We start from the raw sequence: 22,082 nt of genomic DNA on the forward strand, positions 1-22,082 counted from the left end.
TGAGCTTCCGGTCCGCCTCACTGGTGAAGCTGCTGATCGCGCTGGACGTGCTGGGGCGGCGGCCCGACGAGCCGCCGCTGCGTGACGCGCTGTGGCGGATGCTGTCGGCCAGCGACGACACCGTGGCCAACGAGCTGTGGGACGCCGACGGCGGCCCGGACATCGTCATGCGCACGGCGGAACGGCTGGCGCTGCCGGCGACCCGTCCGCCGGAGATCGTGGGCCGCTGGGGCGACACGATGCTGGGCATCGCCGATGTGGTGGCGATCTACCGGCACGTGCTGGAGTCGCCGTGGCGCGACCTGATCGTGAACGCGCTGGCCACCGCGCCGCGGCACGGATCGGACGGCTTCGACCAGTACTTCGGGATCCCGTCCCGGCTGCCGCGGCCGTGGGCGGTGAAACAGGGCTGGTCGCAGAGCCCGCGCGATGTGGTGTTGCACACCAGCGGCCTGGTCGGCGCCGGCTGGCGATTTGTCGTGGTCGTGCTGGCATCGTTCCCGGTCGGCACCGACTGGGCGGCGGCCACCGCGGCGGTGAACGACGAGGTCACGGCGCTCGCGCCCGGCCTGTGAACCCCCGATTGGGGTAAGCTCGGCCGTGAGGGCTGGCGAATGGCCGCCCCGGTTCAACGCAGAGGGTGATACGCCGTGTGTGGTTCCTCCACACCAAGCGGTCCTGAGCGTCCCTCCAAATTCGTCATGCGGGTCCACTTCCCGACCCGGGGCGGTTGAGTACGGGCTGACGGCCCCCCACTCCCGTAACCGCTGATCTTTCGGCGGCCCCTTTCGCGCGCCCCCGATCCGCCACCGGCGGACCGGCCGTCGGCGCGCGCCGGAAACCTGGAACCAGCAATGCTGATGTGGATCCTGCTCGCCCTCGCCATCGTCGCCGAGGTGTTCGCGACGATCATGTTGAAACTGTCCGACGGCCTGAGCCACGCGCTGCCCGTGCTCGGCCTGATCGCCGGCTACGCGCTCGCCTTCTACCTGGAGTCACAGGTGATCCGCATGGGCATGCCGATGCCGGTCACCTACGCGGTGTGGGCCGGCGGCGGCATCGCCCTGGTCGTCGTGGCCAACCGCGTGCTGTTCTCCGAGCCCGTCTCGGCGTGGACGATCGGCGGCATGGCGCTGATCCTGGCCGGCGTGCTGGTGGTGCAGATGTCGGTCACGCACCAGACGGCGTGACACCGGAGACGTCGACGCCCGTTCGCTCGGCGCGGGCGAGACCCCAGTCGTACAGGCCTTGCAGCACCGGGGCCAGGGTCTCGCCCTCCGGGCTGAGCCGGTAGTCCGTGCGCAACTCGGGCTCCTGGCTGGCATCCCGCAGCACGAGACCGTCCGACTCCAGCTCACGCAGGCGCTGCGTCAGCATCTTCTCGCTGATGTCCGGGATGAGCCGGCGGAGCTGGCCGTAGCGCAGCGGGCCCTGCTTGAGGCGGGCCAGGATCAGGACCCGCCAGCGCCCGCCGACGACGTCCAGAGTGAGCTCGACCGGACAGTGGTACCGCTGCTGCGCCATGTTCAGCCCCCTGGGTGCCTACCGGAAAGTGCGTACTTGTCGGCCCTGCCGGCTGACGGCCAGGGTAGCCACCGACCGTCGCCGAGCGAGATCGACAAGGGGTGGAGATGGGCAATCCGGAGCAGGACGGGCCGCCGACGCTGTACGACTGGGCCGGCGGCGAGAAGGCGCTGACCGAGCTGACCGAGGCCTTCTACCGGGAGGTCCTCAAGGACGACCTGCTGGAGCCGATGTTCCGGGGCATGTCGTCGGACCACCCCCGGCGGGTGGCGCACTGGCTGGGCGAGGTGTTCGGCGGGCCGACGACCTACACCGCGGAGCGCGGCGGCTATTCGACGATGCTGGGCATGCACCTGGGCAAGGCGATCACCGAACCCCAGCGCCGCCGCTGGATCAGCCTGCTCCAGGACGCCGCCGACGAGGTCGGGCTGCCGGCCGATCCGGAGTTCCGGGCGGCCTTCACCGGCTACCTGGAGTGGGGCACGCGGATCGCGCTGGCCAATTCTCAGCCGGGCGCCGAGCCCGTGAAGCACGCGCCGGTGCCGCACTGGGGTTGGGGCGTGCACCGCCTACACGCCCTGAACAGGGCCGATCACGCTTACGTCACCAGAAGAGTGATTAGATTACCCAACCGCGTGATAATGACGGGCCGTCGTGTATTCCATGTGATGCTCTTTCGCTTTGCCCTAGGTTTAGCTCGGTTCAGATAGATGACTCTGGCACAACGCATTGGGTTCAGCGTAATCTAACGCGACGCATGTTAGCACGATTGGTTCCGGCAATGAAAGATAAGAGAATGAGGTCCGGGAAAACTGCTGTAGTAAAGAACTCTCAAGGTCGTCTAACGTACTGCTGCCTCGGGGTGGCACCTCCCCTGCATCAGGAGGGGTTCAGGTGAGGGCGGCGGTGATGTGGGGGAGCAACAAACGGAGGGCGCGGCCGCGGTGGGAGAGGGCGTCCTTCTCGGCCGGGGACAGCTCCGCCGAGGTGCGGGTCTCGCCCTCCGGCACGAAGATCGGGTCGTACCCGAAACCGTTGGCGCCACGGGATTCCCGGATCAGGGTGCCCCGCCACTCCCCCCGCACGACAACCTCGGCCCCGCCCGGCAGCACCAGGGCGGCGGCGCTGACGAAGGCGGCGCCACGACGCTCGTCCGGCACGTCGCCGAGCTGGGCCAGCACGAGCTCCAGGTTGGCCAGGTCGTCGCCGTGCCGGCCCGACCAGCGGGCCGACAGCACGCCGGGCATGCCGTTCAACGCGTCGACGGCCAGCCCGGAGTCGTCGGCCACGGCCGGCAGACCGGTCGCGGCGACGGCGTCACGGGCCTTGGCCAGGGCGTTGCCCTCGAAGTCGGGCGCGGTCTCCGGGGCCTCCGGGAAAGCGGCCACAGCGTCGAGGCCGATGACCTCGACGCCTGTGACCTCCGCGGCGACCATGATGCGGTCCAGCTCCACCAGCTTCTTGGCGTTGCGGGTGGCCAGCAGCAGCTTGGTCACGACTTGCGCCGCCCCTTGGGCGAGGGCTCCGGCAGCTGGCCCGGGTAGGGCAGCGCCAGTGCCTCGTTCTGCAGGCGGGTCAGCTCCGCGCAGCCGGCCAGCGCCAGGTCCAGCATCTGGTCCAGGGTGGAGCGGGCGAAGGTGGCGCCCTCGCCGGTGCCCTGCACCTCGACCAGGGTGCCGGCGTCGGTGGCGACCACGTTCATGTCGACCTCGGCCCGGGAGTCCTCCTCGTACGGCAGGTCCAACCGGACCCGGCCGTCGATCACGCCGACGCTGACCGCCGACACCGAGCAGGACAGCGGCTTGGGGTCGGCCAGCCGGCCGGCCGCGTCCAGCCAGGTGATCGCGTCGGCCAGCGCCACGTACGCGCCGGTGATGGCCGCGGTGCGGGTGCCGCCGTCGGCCTGGATCACGTCGCAGTCGATGACGATGGTGTTCTCGCCCAGCGCGGACAGGTCGATGCAGGCCCGCAGGGCCCGCCCGATCAGCCGGCTGATCTCGTGCGTGCGGCCGCCGATCCTGCCCTTGACCGACTCACGGTCGCCCCGGGTGTGGGTGGCCGAGGGCAGCATGGCGTACTCGGCGGTGACCCAGCCCAGCCCGGACCCGGCCCGCCAGCGCGGCACGCCCTCGGTCACGCTGGCCGCGCACAGCACCCGGGTGTTGCCGAACTCGACCAGCACGGACCCCGCCGGCCACTGCTGGTAGCCACGGGTGATCTTGATCTCGCGGAGGGACTCGTCGCCTCGGCCGTCTGCTCTAACCACGCGGCTAGCCTACGGGCACCGATCGACCCCCGGTTTTGAACCACTTGCTCGTTCCCAACGTGAGGTTGTCATGACCCTTGCCGACAACTCGTTCACCATCAACGGGCTGCCGCTTCACCCGCTGCTGGTGCATGCCGTCGTCGTGCTGCTGCCCCTGGCCGCGGTCGGCAGCATCATCATCGCCGTGGTCCCGAAGTGGCGGCGGCGCTACTGGCTGCCGGTGCTCGTGCTGGCCGTGCTGGGCATCGGCGCGGTGCCGATCACCCAGCAGGCCGGCGAGGCGCTGTACAACACCATCAAGGGCTCCCCACCCGGGCTGGCCCACCACCGGGACCTCGGCAACGCTCTGCTGCCCTACGCCATCGCCTTCGGCGTGATGCTGCTCCTGCTGCTGGTCGTGGGCCGCATCGCCGACCGCGAGCGGGCCACCGGCGGCGTCCGGGCCCGGGTGGCCTCGGCGGCCCCGCGCCAGCAGCCGGTCGCCCCGGGCGTGCACAGCCTGGAGGAGCTCGACGAGGAGACCGCCGCCACGCCCGGCCTGGTCGAGGAGGATGGCCAGTCGTCGTCCCGGTTCTGGGGCGTGATCACGGTCATCGTCGCGATCGCGGTGATCGCCAGCGCGGTCGCCGTGTCGTACGAGATCTTCCTGATCGGCGACAGCGGCGCCTCGGCGGTGTGGAAGGGCGTGGGCGGCTGACCTAGGTCCCTTGTGGGTCAGACCTCGTAGGACCTGCCCTGCTCGGCGAGCAGCACCTCGCCGACGAACTCGCCCCGCGCCTCGGCCAGCACGACCTGTGCGTCGGTCCAGGGCGCGACATGGGTGAGCATGAGCCTGCCCACTCCGGCTCGGCACGCGGTCTGACCTGCCTGCCGGCCGGACATGTGCATGTCCGCGGGACGGGTCGGCAGGTCGGTCCAGGTGGCTTCGGCCAGCAGCAGGTCCACGCCGGCCGACAGGCTGTCCAGCGCGGGGCAGGCCGCGGTGTCGCCGGAGTAGACCAGCGACCGGCCGTCGTGCTCGATCCCGGAAGCCCGTAGGCCTCACACGGGTGCATGACACGGGCCGAGGTCACCTTGAGCGGCCCCGATCTGCACGGTCTCGCCGGTCAGCGGGTGGAAGTCGAACACGTCGGAGAAGTCCGTGACGAGCCGCTCGCCATCGTTCGGCGCGTACTGGGCGGCGAACCGCCGAGCCGTGTCGGACGGGCCGTGCACCGGCAGCCGCCGCTGCTCGGGCGGGTACGGCGGGTCCGGGTGGTAGCGGCGCAACACCGCCAGCGCGCTGAAGTCGGCGCAGTGGTCGGGGTGCAGGTGCGAGAAGGCCAGCGCGTCGACGTCGAACGTGCTGATCCGGGCCTGCAACTCGGCCAGGGCGCCGTTGCCCAGGTCCAGCACCAGCCGGAAGCCGTCCGCCTCGACCAGGTAGCACGGGGCGGGCGCGGCCGGCCCGGGCACGCTGCCCGAGCACCCGATGATGGTCAGCTTCACGGCGTAGAGGGTGACATGACGGCCCCGACCGCTCCTACCTGCGGACCGAGGAACCGGCGGGCCAATCGCCGGAACGGCTCGGCGGGGCCGGTGGCCAGGAACTCGTGTTCCGGGTACTCCTCGGCGGACTCCCGGAACAGGTCGCGCTCGGTGAGCACGCGGACCACGTCCTTGGCCGTCTCCTCGGCGCTGGACACCAGGGTCACCTGCTCGCCCATCACGATCTGGATCACGCCCGTGAGCAGGGGGTAGTGGGTGCAGCCGAGGATGAGCGTGTCCACGTCGGCGCGGTGCAGCGGCTCCAGGTACATCTCGGTCAGGCCGAGGACCTGCCGGCCGGAGGTGATGCCGCGCTCCACGAAGTCCACGAACCGCGGGCAGGCCGCGCTGGTCAGCGTGACCTGCGGGGCGGCGGCGAACGCGTCGTCGTACGCCCGTGACTGCACGGTGCCCTGCGTGCCGATCAGGCCGATGCGGCCGGAGCGGCTGGTGGCCACGGCCCGGCGCACCGCCGGCAGGACCACCTCGACCACCGGGATGTCGTAGCGCTCGCGAGCGTCGCGCAGGCAGGCGGCCGACGCCGTGTTGCAGGCGATGACCAGCATCTTCACGCCGCTGGCCACCAGCTGGTCGAACGCCGCGAGGGCGTGCCGCCGGGCCTCGGCGATGGGCAGCGGGCCGTACGGGCAGTTCGCGGTGTCGCCTAGGTACCGGACGCGTTCGCCGGGCAGCTGGTCCATGATCGCGCGGGCGACCGTGAGGCCGCCCACTCCGGAGTCGAAGATCCCGATCGGTGCGTCGGCGGCGAGGCTCACGCTGCGAGACTACCGGCGGTGCGGGCCGGTCGGTTGGCCATCGCGACCAGCCAGGCGGCCAGCAGTCCGCCCAGCGCGCCGAAGGCGTGGGCCTGCCACGAGATCTCCGGATTCACGTTGGGCAGCAGGCCCCACAGCGCGCTGCCCCAGTAGAAGAACAGCACCACAGCCACCGCCAGCTGCTTGACGCTGCGGTTGAACAGGCCGCGCACCAACAGGAACATCAGCCAGCCGAACGCGATGCCCGACGCCCCCACCGTGGACACGCCGGTGTCCTCCGTCAGCCACACGCCCAGTCCGCTGATCAGCCAGATCGTCACCGTGACCGCGGCCCACTGCCTGATCCCCACCGCCATGGCCAGGAAGCCGAACAGCACCACCGGCAGGGTGTTGGAGACCAGGTGCTGCCAGCCCACGTGCAGCAGCGGCGCCCATATCACGCCGAGCAGGCCGGTCACCCGGTGCGACACGATGCCGTAGTCACTGAGCGTGCCGCGGAAGAACGCCAGGTTGACGAACTCCAGCACGTACAGCAGCGCGGTGAACGCGCCGATCACCACGGCCGCTTGCAGCGGTCTCGGCGGCAGAACCCGGTTGACGGGCTTGCCAGGCGCCGACGGTGCGGGAAGGGTAGCCACGTAACCGAGCGTAAGGCCGGTCAACGGTCCAGGGCATCAGGAACAACCCTTAAGGTGGAGTTAGTGTTCGAGGTGGCGGTGCGCGGCGACGCGACGCTCGGCGAGGGCCCCACGTGGGACACGTCGACGTCGACGCTGCTGTGGGTGGACATTCTGGGTAGCGCGGTGCATCGGTACGACCCGGGGCGGGGCACGGACGACGTGCTGCCGACGCCGCAGCATGTGGGGGCGGCCAAGCCGCGGGCGGCGGGTGGGCTCGTCGCGAACCTGAAGGACGGCGTGGCGTTGTTGGACGCCGACGGTGGGCAGCGATGGCTGGTGTACTGGGAACGCGAAGGCGTGCGCGGCAACGACGCGGCGGTGGACGCCGCGGGGCGGCTGTGGGCCGGCACCATGCGCTACGACGCGGCCGAGGGCGGCGGGTGGCTGGCGCGGGTGGAACCGGACGGCGCGGCCAAGGTGCTGTTGGACGACGTGACCATCAGCAACGGGATCGCGTGGAGCCCGGACAGCACGCTGATGTACTACATCGACACCCCGACCGGTCGGGTCGACGTCTTCGACTACGACCTGGCAACGGGTTCCGCCGCCGATCGCCGTCCACTGTGTACTGTCGAGGGCACGCCGGGCTCCCCCGACGGCATGTGTGTGGACGCCGACGGCTGCCTGTGGGTGGCGCTGTGGGGCGGGAACGCGATTCGGCGCTACACACCGGAGGGCAAGCTGGACCGTGAGGTGCCGATGCCGGTTTCGCAGCCGACCGCGTGCGCCTTCGGCGGCCACGACTTCACCGACCTGTACGTGACGACTGCTCGCGAAGGGCTCCAGGAGCCGGAGGAGCTGGCCGGATCCCTGTTGGTGTTGCCCGGTTTCGGCGTCGGGCTGCCGTCCACCGTGTTCGCCGGCTAGGGCACGATCTCGGCGAGCAGACGGTAGGAGTTGACCCGGTCCTCGGGGTCCGGCACGAGGGTGAGCGCCATCAGCTCGTCGGCGCCCGTCGCGGCGAGCAGCGCGGTCGCCTTCTGCCGGACCGTGTCGGGGCCGCCGACCAGCTGTGCGTCGGCGAAACCCTGCACGTGGTCGCGCTCCTCCGACGAGAAGGAGTAGGCGTCGGCTTCCCGCTGGCCGGGGAAGGCGTCGAACCCGGTCCCGGCGCGCATCGACAGCCGCGACAGCAGGTAGGGACGCATGATCCGGTCGGCCTCCGCGTCCGTTTCGGCCACGGTGACCGCCGCGCCCACCATCGCGTACGGCTCAGCGAGGTCGGCGGAGGGCTGGAACCCGTCACGGTAGGCGCGCAGCGACTCCTCGGTGGTCGCCGGCTTGATCTGGTGGGCGTACGCGTACCGGAGCCCGAGGCGGGCGGCCGTCTTCGCGCTGGACGGACTCGAACCCAGTAGCCAGATCGGCGGCCGGTGCTCGGCGGCGGCGCCGGCCGAGAGGGGGCCGCCGCTCCCGAAATACCCGGCCAGCTCGGCCAGTTGCGCGGCGAACTCGTCCTCGCCCGGGTCGCCCGCGCGCCGCAACGCGGTGGCGACGCGCGCGTCATCGCCCGGGGGCGCGGCCGACTCTCAAGGTCGATCCGTCCCGGATGGAACGCGGACAGCACGCCGAACCGTCTGCTTTTTCGCGGATTTAGCTAACGCGAACCTTGTGGGGTATCGTAGGAATTATCGCTGCATATGTCACTTGTAAGAGCAGAAGACCCATGATGTCGACTAACTAGCAAGATTACTCGACGGCCAAGGCTGCTTATCCTGATCTAGGCCGTTAAAACGTGCCTAATTGAGAACCTCTCTATGTTGTATCTCGAAGATCGATGACTAGTCCTCTTAGGACATTGTTCATGGTGCTTATCTCTTGGGGAATGAGCTGAAGTGAGACGTGCCCGAAAGGTTTGCTAGGGGGAGCCACGGCAAGGGGGTACGTAAATAGGTCATTCATTTGATGGCAAATACCACCAAGTGCATATACGTAATTGCCTCCGGGAGTCGTTCGACCCACGTCGTACGGGCTTTCCTTACGAATGCCTGCAAACGAGTGAGTTCGCTGATTGTTGCATAGACGCGACAATAGGATACGGCGCACCGTCCTACAGGTGACCGGGGCAACATCCAACACCGAGACCTTGATCCGCTTATCCCCCATGAGCCGATGGTAGCGCCGGTCAGAAGGTCCGCAGCAGCAGCGTGGACGCGGTGACCAGGCCGAGGACGCCGATCACCGAGCGCAGGGCGGTGGCCGGGAGGTAGCGGGAAATCCGGGCCCCGAGCGGGCCGCCGATCGCCGTGGTCGCGGCCAGCACGATCGCCGCCGGCCAGTTCACGGGGGCGGTGAAGGCGAAGATCACGCCGGCCACGCCGTTGGCCGCGGTCTGGAGCACGTTCTTGATGGCGTTCATCCTGTGCGCGTCGTCGGTGACCATGAGCCCCAGCAGCGCGGCGAAGATGATGCCGACACCGGCCCCGAAGTAACCGCCGTACGCGCCGTTGGCGAACATGCCGGCGATCAGGCCTTTGTTGTTGCGGTGCGGCGCACGGGCGCGCAATCGCTTGGCCAGCAACGGTTGCGTGAGCACCAGCACCGCGCCCAGCGCCAGCAGGCCGGGTGCCGCGTAGTCGAAAACCTTGCTGGGCAACGTGAACAGCAACGCCGCGCCGACGACGGACCCGATCGCCGCCGGCGGCACCAGCTTGCGCAGGGTGGGTCCCTGGCCGCGCAGTTCCCTGCGGAAGCCGACGATCGCGGCCATCGAGCCCGGCACGACGCCGACGCAGTTGGTCACGTTGGCCGCCAGCGGGCTCAGGCCGAGCGCGACCATCAGCGGGAAGGTGAGCAGGGCTCCCGCGCCGGCCACGGCGTTGAGCATGCCGACGATCAGGCCGGTCGCGGCGACGAGACCGAGCGCGAGTGGTGTCACTCCTTGAGGGTCGCCCCGGCGGCATTGATGCGTCCAATGAACATTCCCCATCGAAACGATGCGTGCTAGACATCGATTCGTGGACATGGACGAGCTGCGATGGTTCATCAGGGTCGCGGAGAGCCGGACGGTGACCGAGGCGGCCGAGACGCTGCACCTGTCTCAGCCGGCGCTGTCTCGGGGCCTGGGCCGGCTGGAACGGGAGGTCGGGGCCCCGTTGTTCGACCGGGTCGGGCGGGTGCTGCGGCTCAACGCCAACGGGCAGGCGCTGCTGGAGGGGGCCCGCCGGGCCGTCACTGCGGTCGACGGCGCCCGGCGGTCCATCGGCGAGCTGGCTGATCCCGACCGCGGGACCGTGAACCTGGCGTTCCTGAACACCATGGGCCCGCTGGTCGTGCCGACGCTGCTCAGCGGATACCGGCCCCGGCGGCCCAACGTGCAGTTCCGGCTGCGGCAGGGCGGGACCGAGCGGATCGAGCAGTACCTGCTGGACGGCGTCGTCGACCTGCTGCTGATCTCGACGCCGGGGTCGCCGGGCATCATCTGGCAGCCGTTGCTGCGCGAGCCCTTGGTGCTCGTCGTGCCGGCTTATCACCGGTTGGCCGGGCGGTCGTCGGTGGAGTTGGCCGAGGTGCGCGACGAGCCGTTCGTGATCTTCTCCCGGGGCTTCGGGATGCGGCCGACGACCGAGCGGCTGTGCCGGGAGGCCGGTTTCGCGCCGCAGATCTCGTGCGAGGGCGAGGACGGCGCGACCCTGCGGGGATTGATCGGCGCCGGGTGCGGGGTCGGGTTGATGGGGCCGGGGCCCGCGCCGCTGCCCGATGTCGTCGAGCTGCCCGTCTCCGATCCGCCGTGTTTTCGCATGATCGGGCTCGCCTGGTGCGACCGCTTCATGCCGGCCGCCGCCGACGCCTTCCGCTCCTTCGCCCTCGCCGAGGCGAAACCCCCTGGCACCTGGCGTCCGTTCACGCTAGCGTTGAATACGGAGTGACCGTTCCGTTTAGGGGGTACCGCAGATGACCACACCCGCAGAGGTGTTCCGGCAGCTGGTCGACGGCGTCGTCGGCCGCAAGTGGGACGAGCTGCCGTCGTTGTACGCCGAGGACGCCGTTGTCGTGCATCCGTTCAGCACCGACCCGGCGACCGCCCGCCTTGCCGGCCGCGACGCCATCCGTGAGCACTTCGCCCACGCCGCCGAGATGGGCGTCGACTTCCGGGCCGAAGACGTCGTCGTCCACGAGACCACCGATCCGGAGGTCGTCATCGGCGAGTTCACCTACCGGGGTTCCTTGGGCGGCAAGGACATCACCATGCCGGCGATATTCGTTCTGCGCGTCCGCGACGGTCTCATAGTCTCGTCCCGTGACTACGCAGGACGATGAGTAACGGCTACGTGCGCCTGTACCGGCGGGACTGGACGCCGGAACAGGTGGCGCGTCGGGTGGATTCGCTGGCGGCGGCCGGCATGGTGCTGCCCCACGCCCGCACGAAGCGGATCACCGCGATCAGCGGCCAGTGGGAGACCATCGGCGAGCAGGTCGAGATGGACCGCGACAGCCTGCTTGCCGCGATGGCCGCGGTGGGAGACGAGCACTTCACGTTCCAGTACTGGATGGCGGACGACGAGGATGCCGACGTCGCCACCTCGGTGCGGCGGGTCAACGACGAAGTCGTCGTCGAGGACTACGGCCTCGACGGCTTCGGCGGACCGGTCTACCGCAAGGGCGAGAACACGGTGATCCGCCCACTGCTGGCCGAGTTCCAGGCCACCGGGACGTCGGCGGTCGGGCTGGTCGTCGACCGGTGGGGCACAACAGGCATCGACGACCAGGACGACATCGTCGTCGGCGGACCCTCGCGGGTGACGATCGTGCCGGAACTCTACGTGCTGCGGCCGGACATCGCGCTGCGTTATTGGGATCGGTCGGAGTTGGTGCCCTTCGGCGACTTCCTGGCCCACGACACCGACAACATCCTCGCGCTGGCCTGACCGGCCGCTCCACGCGAGTGGCTCATTTCGCAGTGCCGGCCCCACGTGAGTGGCTCAGGTGGCCCACAAGGACAAATGAGCCACTCACGTGGAGAAAAGCCTCAGGCCCAGAGGTGGCCGTTCATGCGCTGGGCGGCCTCGTCGAGGGTGCCGGAGTAAGCGCCGGTGGACAGGTACTTCCAACCGGCGTCGGCGACGACGAAGACGACGTCGGCGGTCTTGCCGGCGGCGGCGGCCTTCTCGGCGGCGCCGAGGGCGGCGTGCAGGATGGCGCCGGTGGAGATGCCGGCGAAGATGCCCTCGGTCTCCAGCAGCTGCCGGGTGCGGCGCAGCGCGTCGTAGGAGCCGACGGAGTAGCGGCCGGTGAGCACCTCGGGGTCGTACAGCTCGGGCACGAAGCCCTCGTCGAGGTTGCGCAGGCCGTAGACCAGCTCGCCGTACCGGGGCTCGGCGGCGATGATCTGGATGTCGGGCTTGTGCTCTCGCAGGAACCGCCCGGCCCCGACCAGGGTGCCGGTGGTGCCGAGGCCGGCGACGAAGTGCGTGACCGACGGCAGGTCACGCAGGATCTCCGGACCGGTGCCCTCGTAGTGCGCCCGCGCGTTGGCGGGGTTGCCGTACTGGTAGAGCATGACCCAGTCGGCGTTCTGCTTGGCCAGCTCCTTGGCCATGGCCACGGCCTGGTTGGAGCCGCCGGCGGCGGGCGAGAACACGATCCGGGCACCGTAGGCCTGCAGCAGCTGCTTGCGCTCGATGGAGGTGTTCTCGGGCATCACGCAGACCAGGCCGTAGCCCTTGAGCTTGGCCGCCATGGCCAGCGAGATGCCGGTGTTGCCGGAGGTGGGCTCGAGAATGGTGCAGCCCGGCGTCAGGGTGCCGTCCCGCTCGGCCGCCTCGATCATGGCCAGCGCGGGCCGGTCCTTGATCGAGCCGGTCGGGTTGCGGTCCTCGAGCTTGGCCCACAGCCGCACCGTCTCCGACGGCGACAGCCGGGGCAGCCCGATCAGCGGCGTGTCCCCGAGCGCGTCGAGCAGCGAGTCGTACCGCGCCACGACGTGGTCAGCGACTGCCGCCGGCCACGGCCGGCAGGATGGTCACGTTGTCGCCGTCGGCGACCTTGGCCTCAAGGCCGCCGGCGAAGCGTACGTCCTCGTCGTTGACGTAGATGTTGACGAAGCGGTGCAACACGCCGTCCTTGACCAGGCGGGACTTCAGGCCGCCGTGGTTGGACTCCAGGTTGTCGATCACCTCGGCGATGGTGGCCCCGGCGGCCTCGACGGACTTCTCACCGCCGGTGTGCGTGCGCAGGATCGTCGGGATCGAGACGGTGATGGCCATGTGCTGTGTTACCTCCGCTATCGGCCTGGACTTCTTCGTGCGACGCCCGCTGGGGGCCGGTTATTCCCCGGGCGAGGACTCGTAGGACTCGACGACCGTCACCGGCTCCTCGGTGATCTCGCCGTCGACGATCCGGTAGGAGCGGAACTCGTGCGTGTCCGGCTCCCGGGTCGACACCAGCACGTAGTGCGCCTCCGGCTCGCCTGCGTAGGACACGTCGGTCCGCGAGGGGTATGCCTCGGTCGCGGTGTGCGAGTGGTAGACCACCGCCGGCACCTCGTCGTTGGCGTCCATCTCCCGGTACAGCCGCAGCAGGTCGCCCGACTCGAACTCGTAGAACGTGGGCGAGCGCGCGGCGTTGAGCATCGGCACAAAGCGCTCCGGCCGGTCGGCGGACGGGCCCGCGATCACCCCGCACGCCTCGTCGGGATGGTCCCGACGGGCGTGTTCGACGATGGCCTCGACCAGGTCACGGCGGATCACCAGCACGCCACCATCCTAGTAGGTGGCCGGGGTTGTCCCGCGGTGTGGGAATCAGCCGGTCAGCTGGGCGGCCAGCTCCGGCCGCAGCGCCGTGACCAGCTGCCCCTGCAGCTCGGTGAACAGCCCGGCGTTGCGCAGCCGCGGGTCGCCCGACCGGCTGTCACCGGGGGTGCCGCGCGGCACCCACACCAGCCGGGCCTGGCCCAGCACCCGGATCCAGTCGTCCACGCCGGCCAGCTGGTAGCGCACGGGGCCGCTGTCCGGGATCGACGCCAGCACGCGCCGCGCCGCCTCCAGCAGCTCCACCAGCAGGTCGTTGCCCCGGCGGTCGATGAACTCCTGCGCCATCGGCGAGTAGTCGGACACCCGCGGCAGCAGCCGGTCCAGCAGCTCCAGCCGCTCCCGCTTGAACATGAGGCGGTCCTTGAAGCCACCGCTCTGCTGCGGCCCGTCGTCCAGGTACCGGGCCAGCGTGCCGATGCCCTCACGCAGCGCCGACACCGTGTGCTCGGTCAGGTTGAGCAGCACCTGGCTCTCGCCGACGACCACGTCGAAGCCGTGCGACCAGCTCATGGCGTGTTCCTCTCGATCACCGGCCGCAGCCCGAAGCCGATCATTCGCGCCGCGATCACCTCGGCATCGGCCCGCGTCTCCGCCAGCCCCACCGTCGCCTGCCCCGCCAGGTTGATCTGCCTGGTCAGCGCCACCGCGTCGGCGAGCGGCAGCCCGCACACCCGGTTCAGCACGTCGGCGACGACCGCGTCCTCGCTGTGCAGGTCGTTGTACGCGACAACCCGGAACGCCGTCATGTCCACGCCACCTCCGCCAGCTCCGGCCGCACGGCCACGATCACCTGCTGCTGCATCCACGTGTACACGCCGGCGGTGCGCAGCCGGAGGTCCTCGGACTCGACGTCGCCGGCGCTGGAGCGGTGCATCCACAGCATGCGGGTCTGGCCGAGCACACGGATCCAGTCGTCGACGGCGTCCAGCGGGTAGGTGGCCGTGCCGTCGTCGGTGATCGAGGCCAGCACCCGGTGGCAGGCGGCGAAGAGCCCGGTGCGCAGGTGCTCGCCCCAGCGGACGTCGAACTCCTCGGCCAGCGGCGCGTAGTCGGAGACCGACGGGAACAGCCGGGCCAGCAGGGCCCGCTGGGTGCGCTCGAACCGCCGCCGTTCGAGCAGGCCGCGCTTGGGCTGGGCGTGGTCGATGTATGCGGCAAGCGCGCCGATGCCACTGCGCAGCACGGGAACGACGTCCTCGCCGAGCTTGATCAGCACCTGGTTCTCGCCGACGACCACGTCGAACTCGGAGGGCTCGGTCACCGGTTGGCCTCGACCTTCACCCGCAGCCCGAAGCCCAGCACCTGGGCGGCCATCTGCTCGGCGGCCTCGCGGGTCGGGGTCAGGCTCACGGTGGCCCGCCCCTCGGCGTGGATCTGCCTGGTCATCGTCACGGCCTCGGGCAGCGGGACGCCGCAGGCCCGGTTGATCACGTCCGTGACCAGCGTCATCGTGTTCAGGTTGTCGTTGAGCACGACAACGCGGTACACGCTCATCTTCCCCCCAACGCCTCCGGCCAGGCGTCACGGTACGCCGGAACGGAGCCGACGGTGGTGGCCGCGAGAATCCCGTGCACGATGGCCCGGGCGAACACCTGCGCGCCGGCCTCGCACACCCGGTCCAGCGCCATGCCCCGCACCCCCGACAGGTCCTGCCGGCCGGTGGCCAGCGCGAAGATGGTGTCGCCGTCGTACATCGCGTGCGCCGGCCGGATGGCGCGGGCGAGGCCGTCATGGGCGACGGCGGCGATCCGCTGGCACTCGGCCTTGGTCAGCACGGCGTCGACGGCGACGACACCGATCGTGGTGTTCAACGCGGAACGCTTGGGTCGGAATTCCACGGCCGGCGAACCGGGGACGGAAAGGCCGAACTCGCCGTCCACCTCGTGATCGACAGCCCAGGGCATGCCGGCGGGATTCACGGCTTCCCCCATGGCGTTCACGGCGGCGATGGCGCCGACGGTGAGCCCGTCGACGACCATGCTGGCGGTGCCGATCCCGCCCTTCAAGGACCCGCACCGGGCACCGGTTCCGGCACCGACACAGCCCTGCTCCACCGGCCCGTCGGACGCCGCCTCGCACGCCGCGTACCCGAAGGAGGCGTCCGGGCGGTTGCCCCAGTCGCTCAGCTTGAGGTCGAACAGCACGGCCGACGGCACGACCGGCACCACCTCGTGCGGCAACTCCCCCACCCTGACGCCGTGGTTGCGCTCGGCCAGCCACCGCATCACGCCATCGGCGGCGGCGAGGCCGTAGGCGCTACCGCCGGTCAGACACACGCCGTGGATCTCCTGCACCAGGCGGGAAGGCTCCAGCACATCGGTCTCCCGCGTGCCGGGAGCGCCGCCGCGCTGGTCCACACCGGCCACCGCGCCGCCCGGGGTCAGCACCACGGTCGTGCCGGTGGCCCAGCCGTCGCCCAGCCGCTGATACTGGCCGACCAGCACGCCCGGCACGTCGGTGATCACGACGACACCGCGTTGACCAGGCTCTCCTGCACCCAGGTCAGCCAGTGGTAGACGCCCAGATGCGAGGACCGGGGATCGTCCTCGGGCAGCTCGTCCGGCATGTCCTCGGTGACGTCCAACGCCGTGCCCAGGGCCAGCCGCACGTCGTTGATCGCCGACAGCCACGCCTCAGCCTGCTCCACGGACAGCAGGATCTGGCCGCCGTCGGGCGGGCAGGTGTCCATCACGATCTCCGCCACGCCCGTCTTGGCCGCCAGCAGCTCCGGCTCGTGCAGACTGCGCAACGCTGCCGCCGAGTCCAGGTCCTCCTTGGTCGGCTTGTCATCGTCCAACCGGTGGAAGTCCGGCAGCAGCCGGGACAGGATCGGGTCGTCGGGGGCCGTCGAGGGCCCCACCTTGATCCCGGTCAGCTCGGCCAGCTCGTCCTCGGGCGCGTCCTGCTCGCGGGCTGCCAGCATGTCCAGCACCTGGCCCACCAGCCCACGCAGGATGGCCGCCTCCTGCCGGTCCACCTCGGCGACGAGTTGATCGCCGCGCCGCCGCCAACCCCTCACGAGTCCTGCTGCATGGTCGCCCACAGGCCGGCGGCGTGCAGTTTCGCCACGTCCGTCTCCACCTTTTCCTTGCTCCCCGAGGACACGATCGCCCGGCCCTGGTGATGCACGTCGAGCATCAGCTTGGTGGCCTTCTCCCGGCTGTAGCCGAAGATCTTCTGGAGCACGTACGTGACGTAGGACATCAGGTTGACCGGGTCGTTCCAGACGACGGTCAGCCACGGGTTGTCCTCGCTGCCGACCTGCTCAACCTCCGGCCGCTCCTGCTCGACGGGCGTGGTCATACCGCCAATGGTGTCATGCCGTTCCCCGTTAGGCTGATCAGCTATGACCAGTTCGAGCACCGCGCTGCTCACCGACCACTACGAGCTGACGATGCTGTCCAGCGCGCTGGTGGACGACACCGCCGACCGCCCGTGCGTGTTCGAGGTGTTCGCCCGCCGGCTGCCCGACGGCCGCCGCTACGGCGTGGTCGGCGGCACCGCCCGGCTGCTGGACGCGATCACCCGGTTCCGGTTCGACCGGGCGGAGCTCGACCAGCTCGCGGCGGCCGACGTGGTGGACGACCGGACCCTGTCGTGGCTGGCGGACTACGAGTTCACCGGGGACGTGGACGGCTACCCGGAGGGCGAGCTGTACTTCCCGGGCTCGCCCATCCTGACCGTCCGCGCGCCGTTCGCGACCGGCGTGGTGCTGGAGACGCTGGCGCTGTCGATCCTCAACCACGACAGCGCGATCGCCTCGGCCGCGGCCCGCATGGTCACCGCGGCCAACGGCCGTCGCATGATCGAGATGGGCTCCCGGCGCACGCACGAGGAGGCGGCGGTGGCCTCGGCCCGCGTCTCCTACCTGGCCGGCTTCACGGCGACCTCGAACCTGGAGGCGGGCCGCCGCTTCGGCATCCCGACCGCCGGCACCTCGGCCCACGCCTTCACGCTGCTGCACGACACCGAGGCGGAGGCGTTCCGGGCCCAGGTGGAGCAGCTGGGCGCGAGCACGACGCTGCTGGTCGACACGTACGACATCACCCAGGGCATCCAGACCGCGGTGGAGGTGGCGGGCCCGGAGCTGGGCGCGATCCGCATCGACTCCGGCGACGTCGGCCCGCTGGCCCGGCAGGCCCGCGAGCAGCTGGACTCCCTCGGCGCCCGCAACACGAAGATCGTGGTTTCCGGCGACCTCGACGAGTACGCCATCGCGGCGCTGCGGGCGGAGCCGGTGGACGCCTACGGCGTCGGCACCTCGCTGGTGACCGGCTCGGGCGCGCCGACCGCGGGCATGGTCTACAAGCTGGTGGAGGTGGCCGGCAAGCCGGTGGCCAAGCGCAGCTCGCACAAGGAGTCGCGCGGCGGCCGCAAGGGCGCGCTGCGCCGCTACCGCGAGACGGGCACGGCCGTCGAGGAGGTCGTGTACACCGAGGGCCACCGGCCCGAGCCGCGGGAGCACGACCGCGAGCTCCAGATCCCCCTGCTGCGGGCTGGACAGCCCGTGCCCGACCTGCCGACCATCGAGCAGAGCCGCGAACGGCTGCGGCAGGCCCTGATCAGCGTGCCGTGGGAGGGCCTGAAGCTCTCGCACGGCGAGCCGGCGATCCCGACGACCTTCCTGTGAGGCTGCGATGACGACCGCTTTGATCGTGGTGGACGTGCAGAACGACTTCTGCGAGGGCGGCTCGCTGCCGGTGGCGGGCGGCGCGGCCGTGGCGGCCGAGGTGTCCCGGCACATCGCGTCGGGCGGGTACGACCATGTGGTGGCCACCCGGGACTACCACCAGGATCCGGGCGCGCACTTCAGCTCCACGCCCGACTTCGTGCGGACCTGGCCGGTGCACTGCGTGGCCGGCACGCCGGGCGCGTCGTTCCATCCGGAACTGGACGTGGCCGGCGTGCAGGCGGTGTTCTCCAAGGGCGCGCACGCGGCCGCGTACTCCGGCTTCGAGGGCACCGGACCCGGCGGCCGCTCGCTGGCGGACTGGTTGCGGGACAACAATGTCGACCGGGTGGACGTGGTCGGCATCGCGACCGATCACTGCGTGCGGGCGACCGCGCTGGACGCCAGCAAGGCCGGATTCGCCACCACGGTGCTGCTCGACCTGACGGCCGGTGTGGCGGCGGAGACCACCGACCGGGCGCTGTCGGACCTGCGCTCGGCGGGCGTCACGCTCGTGGGATCCCCGAGGGTCGGCTGAGAGCCCTCGGGGATCCGTCACGACACGGGCGAGCAGGCGGCGTGGCCCACGATGACCTCGCCGCTCATCGGGCCGTCGCCGTCCGGGAACAGCTCGATGCGCAGCATGTTGATGGTCACGCTGCCGTCGTTGGGGTCGGCCTGGATCACCTCGTTGAAGGTGAGCCGGGCCTGCGGGTGGTCGGCCGGGCCGACCGTGGTGGTGTAGTTGACGGGGATCGGCTTCGGCGGCGTGACCCCCTGCAGACCGTGGAACTCGTAGTTCGCGGTCGTGCTGGTGGTCGTGGCCGCGCAGCTGGCCGTGTAGCTCGACAGCCTGATCTCCGGGCCGCCGTAGGCAACCAGCGCGGTCAGGTCGAAGCTGTCGCCGCTGGCCTGCATCTTGGCGGTCTTGGCCCCGGCGTCCTTGGTGCACGTGGTGGTGCCGGCGCCGAAGGTGGCCACGCCGTTGGCATGCGCGCCCTTGCTGGCATTCTGTTGGTCCGCGGTGACGTCACACGGCGCGATGGGCGGCACGGTGACGGCGTGCCCGGACTTGGTCACGTCGACCTCGCCGAGCGAGGTCTGGCCAAGCGGCGTCGCCCCGGCCGGAACCGCCGTGAGCGCCATCGCCGCGACCACCGCGACCGCTCCGGCTCCGACGCGCCGCGCGCTCCTGCTGAGCATCATCGTCCTTTCTGGAGTGAGCAACGTTGCGGTCCGATCATCTGCGCTCACGAGCGCTCATGTAACCCGACGGCGCGAGAGCCACCCGGTCGAGTGACACGTCAGCGGAGCGCGACCAATTCGGACGCGTGCGCGCCTACTCCGCCGGTGCCCAACAGCCGGTCGAGCGCGGCCACCACCCGATGGCTAGCCTGCCCGTCACCGAACGGGTTCTGGCCGGCCGGCAGGCGCAGGTGCGAGCCGAGCAGCCAGTCGGCCTCGGCCACGATGCGGGTGTCGTCGGTGCCCACCACCCAGGCGTAGCCGGCGTCCACCGCCTCGGTGCGGTCGGTGTTGTCCCGCACCACCAGCACCGGCACGCCGAAGCTCGGCGCCTCCTCCTGGAGGCCGCCCGAGTCCGTCACCACCAGCGCGGCCTGCCGGAGCGCACGGATGAGGTCGGGGTAGTCCAGGGGCTCGCTCAGCCAGACCCGGTCGTGGCCCTGCAGCGCGCCGGAGACCTGCGCCTGCACCGCCGGATTGGGATGCGCCGGCAGCAACACGTGAATGTCGGGGTGGCGGTCCACCATGGACCTCACGGCGGCGAGCACCCGGTCCAGCGGCTCGCCCCACGACTCACGGCGGTGGACGGTCACCAGCACGATCCGACCACCGCCGGCGTGGACGCGCGCCTCCAGGTCGAGCAGGGTCTTGCTGCGTGGCGGCAGTTCGGCCGCGGCGATGTGCTCCAACGCGTCGACGATCGTGTTGCCGGTGATCGTGATGCGTTTACCGGGCACGGCCTCGGCGAGCAGCGTCCGCGCGGCCGCCTCGGTCGGCGCGAGATGCAGTGCGGCGATTCGGGAGACCATCTGCCGGTTGCCCTCCTCCGGGAAGGGCGCGGCCAGGTCGCCGGTGCGCAGCCCCGCCCCCAGGTGCGCCACGGGCACGCCCCGCCAGAACGCCGCCAGCGCGCCGGCCAGTGCCGTGGACGTGTCGCCCTGAACCATCACGGCCGCCGGTCGGCGGCGCACGATCAGCTCGTCCAGTCGACGCAGCACGCCCGCGACCAGCTCGGCCTGGCTGCCGATCTCGCGGCGCAGCGGCACGAACGCGTCCGGGCGCAGGTCGAACGCGGACAGGGCCTGTTCGACCATGCCGACGTGCTGACCGCTGTGCACGATCATCGGCCGTAACAAGGGGTGACCGGACAACGCCCTGGCCACCGGCGCGACCTTGAGTGCCTCCGGCCGGGTCCCGGCCAGCAGCAGCACTTCGGTGCTCACAGCTTCGACTCCTCACATGTCCCGTGTGGACGGACGCGTGCGTGCTCCGGACATGGTTTCGACCTCCGGGAAAAGGCGGGGCAGACGATCACCCGCAGCACTGGACTATCAACCTTCACCCGAAATAGGCAAAGCCCGGTGACCCGCACGAGGGACAACGTTCAGCCGTTTCGCCCATCTGCCGTTACTCAGGGTGCCGATCTCAGCCGGTCCAGCGTCACCTGGCCACCCGATCCGGCCGTTCAGCGGAACGGCGCAGGCTCCGATACCTCGCTGGACACGAACGTGAGAGGAATACGCGTGACAGCGGTGACAACCCCGCACGGCCGGGTTCCGGCCCGTGCCGTCGCGGTGCTGCTGGTCGCGGCGGCCGCCGCACTGGTGCTCGCCCACCGGCTCTACCAGGGCATCGAGCTCGCACTGGCCCGGCTGGCGACCCCATCCGTCCACATAGGACAGTTGGGCTCGTCGGCCCAGGTGCTCGTGCCGCTGCTCCTGCTGACCTCGGTGCTGGTCGCACTGAGCCCCCGAACCACCCGGAAGGCGTTGGTGGCCCTGGGTTTCACCGCCGGCGCGCTGGCCGTGCTCGACCAGCTGACGGTGTGGCTGGGCCCCTCGGCCGACGTGCTCGGCGGCGTGGCCGCGGTGGTGTTGTTCTGCTGGTTGACCGTACGGCGGGAGAAGCCTTGAGACTCGGTGATCCGACCAAGCTGGAGTGGCACTTCTTCGTGCCGTGCCGTGACGAGGAGGCCGCCATCGGCGGCACCGTGACGTACCTGCGGCAGCGCTTCCGTGCCGCGCATGTCTGGGTCGTCGACGACGACTCCGAGGACCGCACCGCCACCGTGGTGCGGAACCTGCGGCGGGTCGACGGCCGCCACATCCACCTCGTGCAGCGCTACAGCCCGCAGGCGCGGACCGGGAAGGAGGACGCCCTCAACGCCGGCTACCGGGCCCTGAAGGCGTGGCAGGGCCGGCACGCGGCGCCGGAACGGGCCGTGGTCGTCGTGCTCGACGCCGGCGGCCGCCCGCTGTGGAACTGTCTCGGCATGACCGCCGCCCACTTCGAGGATCCGCGGGTCGGATCCGTGCAGGTGGACGTGCGGACCAGCGGCGCCGGCCGGGGCTGGTTCGGCTGGCTCGCCGCCCGTCGCAACGACACCAAACCCCTGTGCGGCAACGGCCAGTTCATCCGGCTGTCCGCACTCGACTCCATCGCCGGGCCCGAGGGCCGGCCGTGGCGCGGCGTCCCCCTGTCCGCCGCGTGGCACGCCGGCCTCACCCGGGACACCTTCGTCTACCAGCAGTCCTGGCCCCGGGCGGCGTGAGCAGTGCCTTTGGCGCCGCCTTCGGCGTCGCGGGCTCGGCCCCCGGGTAGCCGGTGCTTCGCCCTTGCTGGATTTCGACCGCCGCGTCGGCT

General features: G+C 70.6%; 30 protein-coding genes and 2 pseudogenes. 12 read left to right on the forward strand and 20 right to left on the reverse strand.

Annotated features, from left to right (window positions below):
* The first annotated feature begins 23 nt into the window (after nt 1-23).
* Both KUTG_RS18785 and KUTG_RS18790 read left to right on the forward strand, forming a co-directional pair.
* Complete coding sequence (locus KUTG_RS18785; RefSeq protein ID WP_052394911.1) at nt 24-575, forward strand: serine hydrolase family protein; 552 nt, start codon at nt 24-26, stop codon at nt 573-575.
* A 279-nt stretch (nt 576-854) separates the two neighbouring features.
* Nucleotides 855-1,190 carry a DMT family transporter gene (locus KUTG_RS18790; protein WP_052394913.1) on the forward strand — a complete coding sequence of 112 codons (336 nt, stop codon included), beginning with the start codon at nt 855-857 and terminating at the stop codon, nt 1,188-1,190.
* On the opposite strand, the gene KUTG_RS18795 is transcribed toward KUTG_RS18790, so the two are convergent.
* Complete coding sequence (locus KUTG_RS18795) at nt 1,171-1,524, reverse strand: winged helix-turn-helix transcriptional regulator (RefSeq protein WP_043718513.1); 354 nt, start codon at nt 1,522-1,524, stop codon at nt 1,171-1,173. The two genes, KUTG_RS18790 and KUTG_RS18795, sit on opposite strands and share 20 nt — an antisense overlap.
* A gap of 107 nt (nt 1,525-1,631) precedes the next feature.
* On the opposite strand from KUTG_RS18795, the gene KUTG_RS18800 reads away from it, so the two are divergent.
* A complete protein-coding gene (locus KUTG_RS18800) occupies nt 1,632-2,234 on the forward strand; it encodes a group II truncated hemoglobin (RefSeq protein ID WP_157494626.1) in 603 nt (200 codons plus the stop codon).
* 180 nt (nt 2,235-2,414) lie between these two features.
* On the opposite strand, the gene rdgB is transcribed toward KUTG_RS18800, so the two are convergent.
* Nucleotides 2,415-3,020: an RdgB/HAM1 family non-canonical purine NTP pyrophosphatase gene (gene rdgB / locus KUTG_RS18805; protein WP_043718514.1), complete on the reverse strand. Its 606-nt coding sequence runs from the start codon at nt 3,018-3,020 to the stop codon at nt 2,415-2,417.
* Nucleotides 3,017-3,790 (reverse strand): ribonuclease PH, encoded by a 774-nt coding sequence (gene rph / locus KUTG_RS18810; RefSeq protein ID WP_043718515.1) that lies wholly within the window; start codon nt 3,788-3,790, stop codon nt 3,017-3,019. The genes rdgB and rph overlap by 4 nt, the downstream gene beginning before the upstream one ends.
* A gap of 70 nt (nt 3,791-3,860) precedes the next feature.
* On the opposite strand from rph, the gene KUTG_RS18815 reads away from it, so the two are divergent.
* Nucleotides 3,861-4,487, forward strand: a complete 627-nt coding sequence (locus KUTG_RS18815; RefSeq protein ID WP_043718517.1) for a DUF2231 domain-containing protein — start codon at nt 3,861-3,863, stop codon at nt 4,485-4,487.
* Between the two features lie 17 nt (nt 4,488-4,504).
* On the opposite strand, the pseudogene KUTG_RS18820 reads toward KUTG_RS18815, so the two are convergent.
* From KUTG_RS18820 to KUTG_RS18830, 3 genes and pseudogenes are all read right to left on the reverse strand, one after another.
* Nucleotides 4,505-5,278: pseudogene (locus KUTG_RS18820) on the reverse strand (MBL fold metallo-hydrolase).
* The gene (murI, locus tag KUTG_RS18825; protein ID WP_043718519.1) at nt 5,275-6,093 is read right to left on the reverse strand and encodes a glutamate racemase; all 819 of its coding nucleotides are present in this window, start codon (nt 6,091-6,093) and stop codon (nt 5,275-5,277) included. The pseudogene KUTG_RS18820 and the gene murI overlap by 4 nt, the downstream one beginning before the upstream one ends.
* A complete protein-coding gene (locus tag KUTG_RS18830) occupies nt 6,090-6,731 on the reverse strand; it encodes a rhomboid family intramembrane serine protease (protein WP_043718520.1) in 642 nt (213 codons plus the stop codon). The genes murI and KUTG_RS18830 overlap by 4 nt, the downstream gene beginning before the upstream one ends.
* A gap of 54 nt (nt 6,732-6,785) precedes the next feature.
* Between KUTG_RS18830 and KUTG_RS18835 the strand changes: the two genes are divergently transcribed.
* Complete coding sequence (locus tag KUTG_RS18835) at nt 6,786-7,640, forward strand: SMP-30/gluconolactonase/LRE family protein (RefSeq protein WP_043718523.1); 855 nt, start codon at nt 6,786-6,788, stop codon at nt 7,638-7,640.
* Here KUTG_RS18835 and KUTG_RS18840 read toward each other — a convergent pair.
* Together KUTG_RS18840 and KUTG_RS18845 are read right to left on the reverse strand one after the other, a co-directional pair.
* Nucleotides 7,637-8,275 (reverse strand): annotated as a pseudogene (locus KUTG_RS18840) (MsnO8 family LLM class oxidoreductase); the annotation flags it as partial. The gene KUTG_RS18835 and the pseudogene KUTG_RS18840 sit on opposite strands and share 4 nt — an antisense overlap.
* A gap of 623 nt (nt 8,276-8,898) precedes the next feature.
* Nucleotides 8,899-9,651 (reverse strand): sulfite exporter TauE/SafE family protein, encoded by a 753-nt coding sequence (locus tag KUTG_RS18845; RefSeq protein WP_043718524.1) that lies wholly within the window; start codon nt 9,649-9,651, stop codon nt 8,899-8,901.
* Nucleotides 9,652-9,736: 85 nt separating this feature from the next.
* On the opposite strand from KUTG_RS18845, the gene KUTG_RS18850 reads away from it, so the two are divergent.
* Genes KUTG_RS18850 through KUTG_RS18860 form a run of 3 tightly spaced genes read left to right on the forward strand, consistent with a single transcriptional unit; the run spans nt 9,737 to nt 11,641 of the window.
* The gene (locus tag KUTG_RS18850) at nt 9,737-10,642 is read left to right on the forward strand and encodes a LysR family transcriptional regulator (RefSeq protein WP_052394920.1); all 906 of its coding nucleotides are present in this window, start codon (nt 9,737-9,739) and stop codon (nt 10,640-10,642) included.
* Between the two features lie 25 nt (nt 10,643-10,667).
* On the forward strand, nt 10,668-11,033 hold the full coding sequence (locus KUTG_RS18855; protein ID WP_043729842.1) for a nuclear transport factor 2 family protein: 366 nt from the start codon (nt 10,668-10,670) through the stop codon (nt 11,031-11,033).
* A complete protein-coding gene (locus tag KUTG_RS18860) occupies nt 11,030-11,641 on the forward strand; it encodes a hypothetical protein (RefSeq protein WP_043718525.1) in 612 nt (203 codons plus the stop codon). The genes KUTG_RS18855 and KUTG_RS18860 overlap by 4 nt, the downstream gene beginning before the upstream one ends.
* A gap of 101 nt (nt 11,642-11,742) precedes the next feature.
* On the opposite strand, the gene KUTG_RS18865 is transcribed toward KUTG_RS18860, so the two are convergent.
* From KUTG_RS18865 to clpS, 10 genes are read right to left on the reverse strand one after another with little or no spacing between them, the layout of a single operon-like run.
* The gene (locus tag KUTG_RS18865; RefSeq protein ID WP_043718526.1) at nt 11,743-12,693 is read right to left on the reverse strand and encodes a PLP-dependent cysteine synthase family protein; all 951 of its coding nucleotides are present in this window, start codon (nt 12,691-12,693) and stop codon (nt 11,743-11,745) included.
* A gap of 7 nt (nt 12,694-12,700) precedes the next feature.
* A complete protein-coding gene (locus KUTG_RS18870; protein WP_043718528.1) occupies nt 12,701-12,979 on the reverse strand; it encodes a MoaD/ThiS family protein in 279 nt (92 codons plus the stop codon).
* A 60-nt stretch (nt 12,980-13,039) separates the two neighbouring features.
* Nucleotides 13,040-13,468, reverse strand: a complete 429-nt coding sequence (locus KUTG_RS18875; protein WP_043718531.1) for a M67 family metallopeptidase — start codon at nt 13,466-13,468, stop codon at nt 13,040-13,042.
* A 45-nt stretch (nt 13,469-13,513) separates the two neighbouring features.
* Nucleotides 13,514-14,035, reverse strand: coding sequence for a DUF2017 family protein (locus tag KUTG_RS18880; RefSeq protein ID WP_043718533.1), 522 nt, complete (start codon nt 14,033-14,035; stop codon nt 13,514-13,516).
* A complete protein-coding gene (locus KUTG_RS18885; RefSeq protein WP_157494628.1) occupies nt 14,032-14,271 on the reverse strand; it encodes an ATP-dependent Clp protease adaptor ClpS in 240 nt (79 codons plus the stop codon). The genes KUTG_RS18880 and KUTG_RS18885 overlap by 4 nt, the downstream gene beginning before the upstream one ends.
* Complete coding sequence (locus KUTG_RS18890; RefSeq protein WP_043718537.1) at nt 14,268-14,786, reverse strand: DUF2017 family protein; 519 nt, start codon at nt 14,784-14,786, stop codon at nt 14,268-14,270. Before KUTG_RS18890 ends, KUTG_RS18885 begins: the two co-directional genes overlap by 4 nt.
* Nucleotides 14,783-15,019, reverse strand: coding sequence for an ATP-dependent Clp protease adaptor ClpS (locus KUTG_RS18895; RefSeq protein WP_084579472.1), 237 nt, complete (start codon nt 15,017-15,019; stop codon nt 14,783-14,785). Before KUTG_RS18895 ends, KUTG_RS18890 begins: the two co-directional genes overlap by 4 nt.
* The gene (locus KUTG_RS18900) at nt 15,016-15,990 is read right to left on the reverse strand and encodes a P1 family peptidase (RefSeq protein ID WP_043718540.1); all 975 of its coding nucleotides are present in this window, start codon (nt 15,988-15,990) and stop codon (nt 15,016-15,018) included. Before KUTG_RS18900 ends, KUTG_RS18895 begins: the two co-directional genes overlap by 4 nt.
* Nucleotides 15,987-16,544 (reverse strand): DUF2017 domain-containing protein, encoded by a 558-nt coding sequence (locus tag KUTG_RS18905; RefSeq protein ID WP_043718541.1) that lies wholly within the window; start codon nt 16,542-16,544, stop codon nt 15,987-15,989. The genes KUTG_RS18900 and KUTG_RS18905 overlap by 4 nt, the downstream gene beginning before the upstream one ends.
* On the reverse strand, nt 16,541-16,828 hold the full coding sequence (clpS, locus tag KUTG_RS18910; protein ID WP_043718543.1) for an ATP-dependent Clp protease adapter ClpS: 288 nt from the start codon (nt 16,826-16,828) through the stop codon (nt 16,541-16,543). The genes KUTG_RS18905 and clpS overlap by 4 nt, the downstream gene beginning before the upstream one ends.
* Before the next feature lie 43 nt (nt 16,829-16,871).
* On the opposite strand from clpS, the gene KUTG_RS18915 reads away from it, so the two are divergent.
* Both KUTG_RS18915 and KUTG_RS18920 read left to right on the forward strand, forming a co-directional pair.
* Nucleotides 16,872-18,155, forward strand: coding sequence for a nicotinate phosphoribosyltransferase (locus tag KUTG_RS18915; protein ID WP_043718545.1), 1,284 nt, complete (start codon nt 16,872-16,874; stop codon nt 18,153-18,155).
* Nucleotides 18,156-18,162: 7 nt separating this feature from the next.
* Nucleotides 18,163-18,732 carry a nicotinamidase gene (locus tag KUTG_RS18920; protein WP_043718546.1) on the forward strand — a complete coding sequence of 190 codons (570 nt, stop codon included), beginning with the start codon at nt 18,163-18,165 and terminating at the stop codon, nt 18,730-18,732.
* A gap of 17 nt (nt 18,733-18,749) precedes the next feature.
* Here KUTG_RS18920 and KUTG_RS18925 read toward each other — a convergent pair whose 3' ends face one another.
* Together KUTG_RS18925 and wecB are read right to left on the reverse strand one after the other, a co-directional pair.
* Nucleotides 18,750-19,397, reverse strand: a complete 648-nt coding sequence (locus KUTG_RS18925) for a choice-of-anchor P family protein (RefSeq protein WP_043729845.1) — start codon at nt 19,395-19,397, stop codon at nt 18,750-18,752.
* 101 nt (nt 19,398-19,498) lie between these two features.
* The gene (gene wecB / locus KUTG_RS18930; RefSeq protein ID WP_043718548.1) at nt 19,499-20,662 is read right to left on the reverse strand and encodes a non-hydrolyzing UDP-N-acetylglucosamine 2-epimerase; all 1,164 of its coding nucleotides are present in this window, start codon (nt 20,660-20,662) and stop codon (nt 19,499-19,501) included.
* Between the two features lie 300 nt (nt 20,663-20,962).
* Here wecB and KUTG_RS18935 point away from each other — a divergent pair, with 300 nt between their 5' ends.
* Together KUTG_RS18935 and KUTG_RS18940 are read left to right on the forward strand one after the other, a co-directional pair.
* A complete protein-coding gene (locus tag KUTG_RS18935; RefSeq protein WP_157494629.1) occupies nt 20,963-21,352 on the forward strand; it encodes a hypothetical protein in 390 nt (129 codons plus the stop codon).
* On the forward strand, nt 21,349-21,990 hold the full coding sequence (locus KUTG_RS18940; RefSeq protein WP_052394925.1) for a glycosyltransferase: 642 nt from the start codon (nt 21,349-21,351) through the stop codon (nt 21,988-21,990). Before KUTG_RS18935 ends, KUTG_RS18940 begins: the two co-directional genes overlap by 4 nt.
* Nucleotides 21,991-22,082 lie beyond the last annotated feature (92 nt).

Source organism: Kutzneria sp. 744 (assembly GCF_000568255.1).
Lineage (GTDB): Bacteria > Actinomycetota > Actinomycetes > Mycobacteriales > Pseudonocardiaceae > Kutzneria.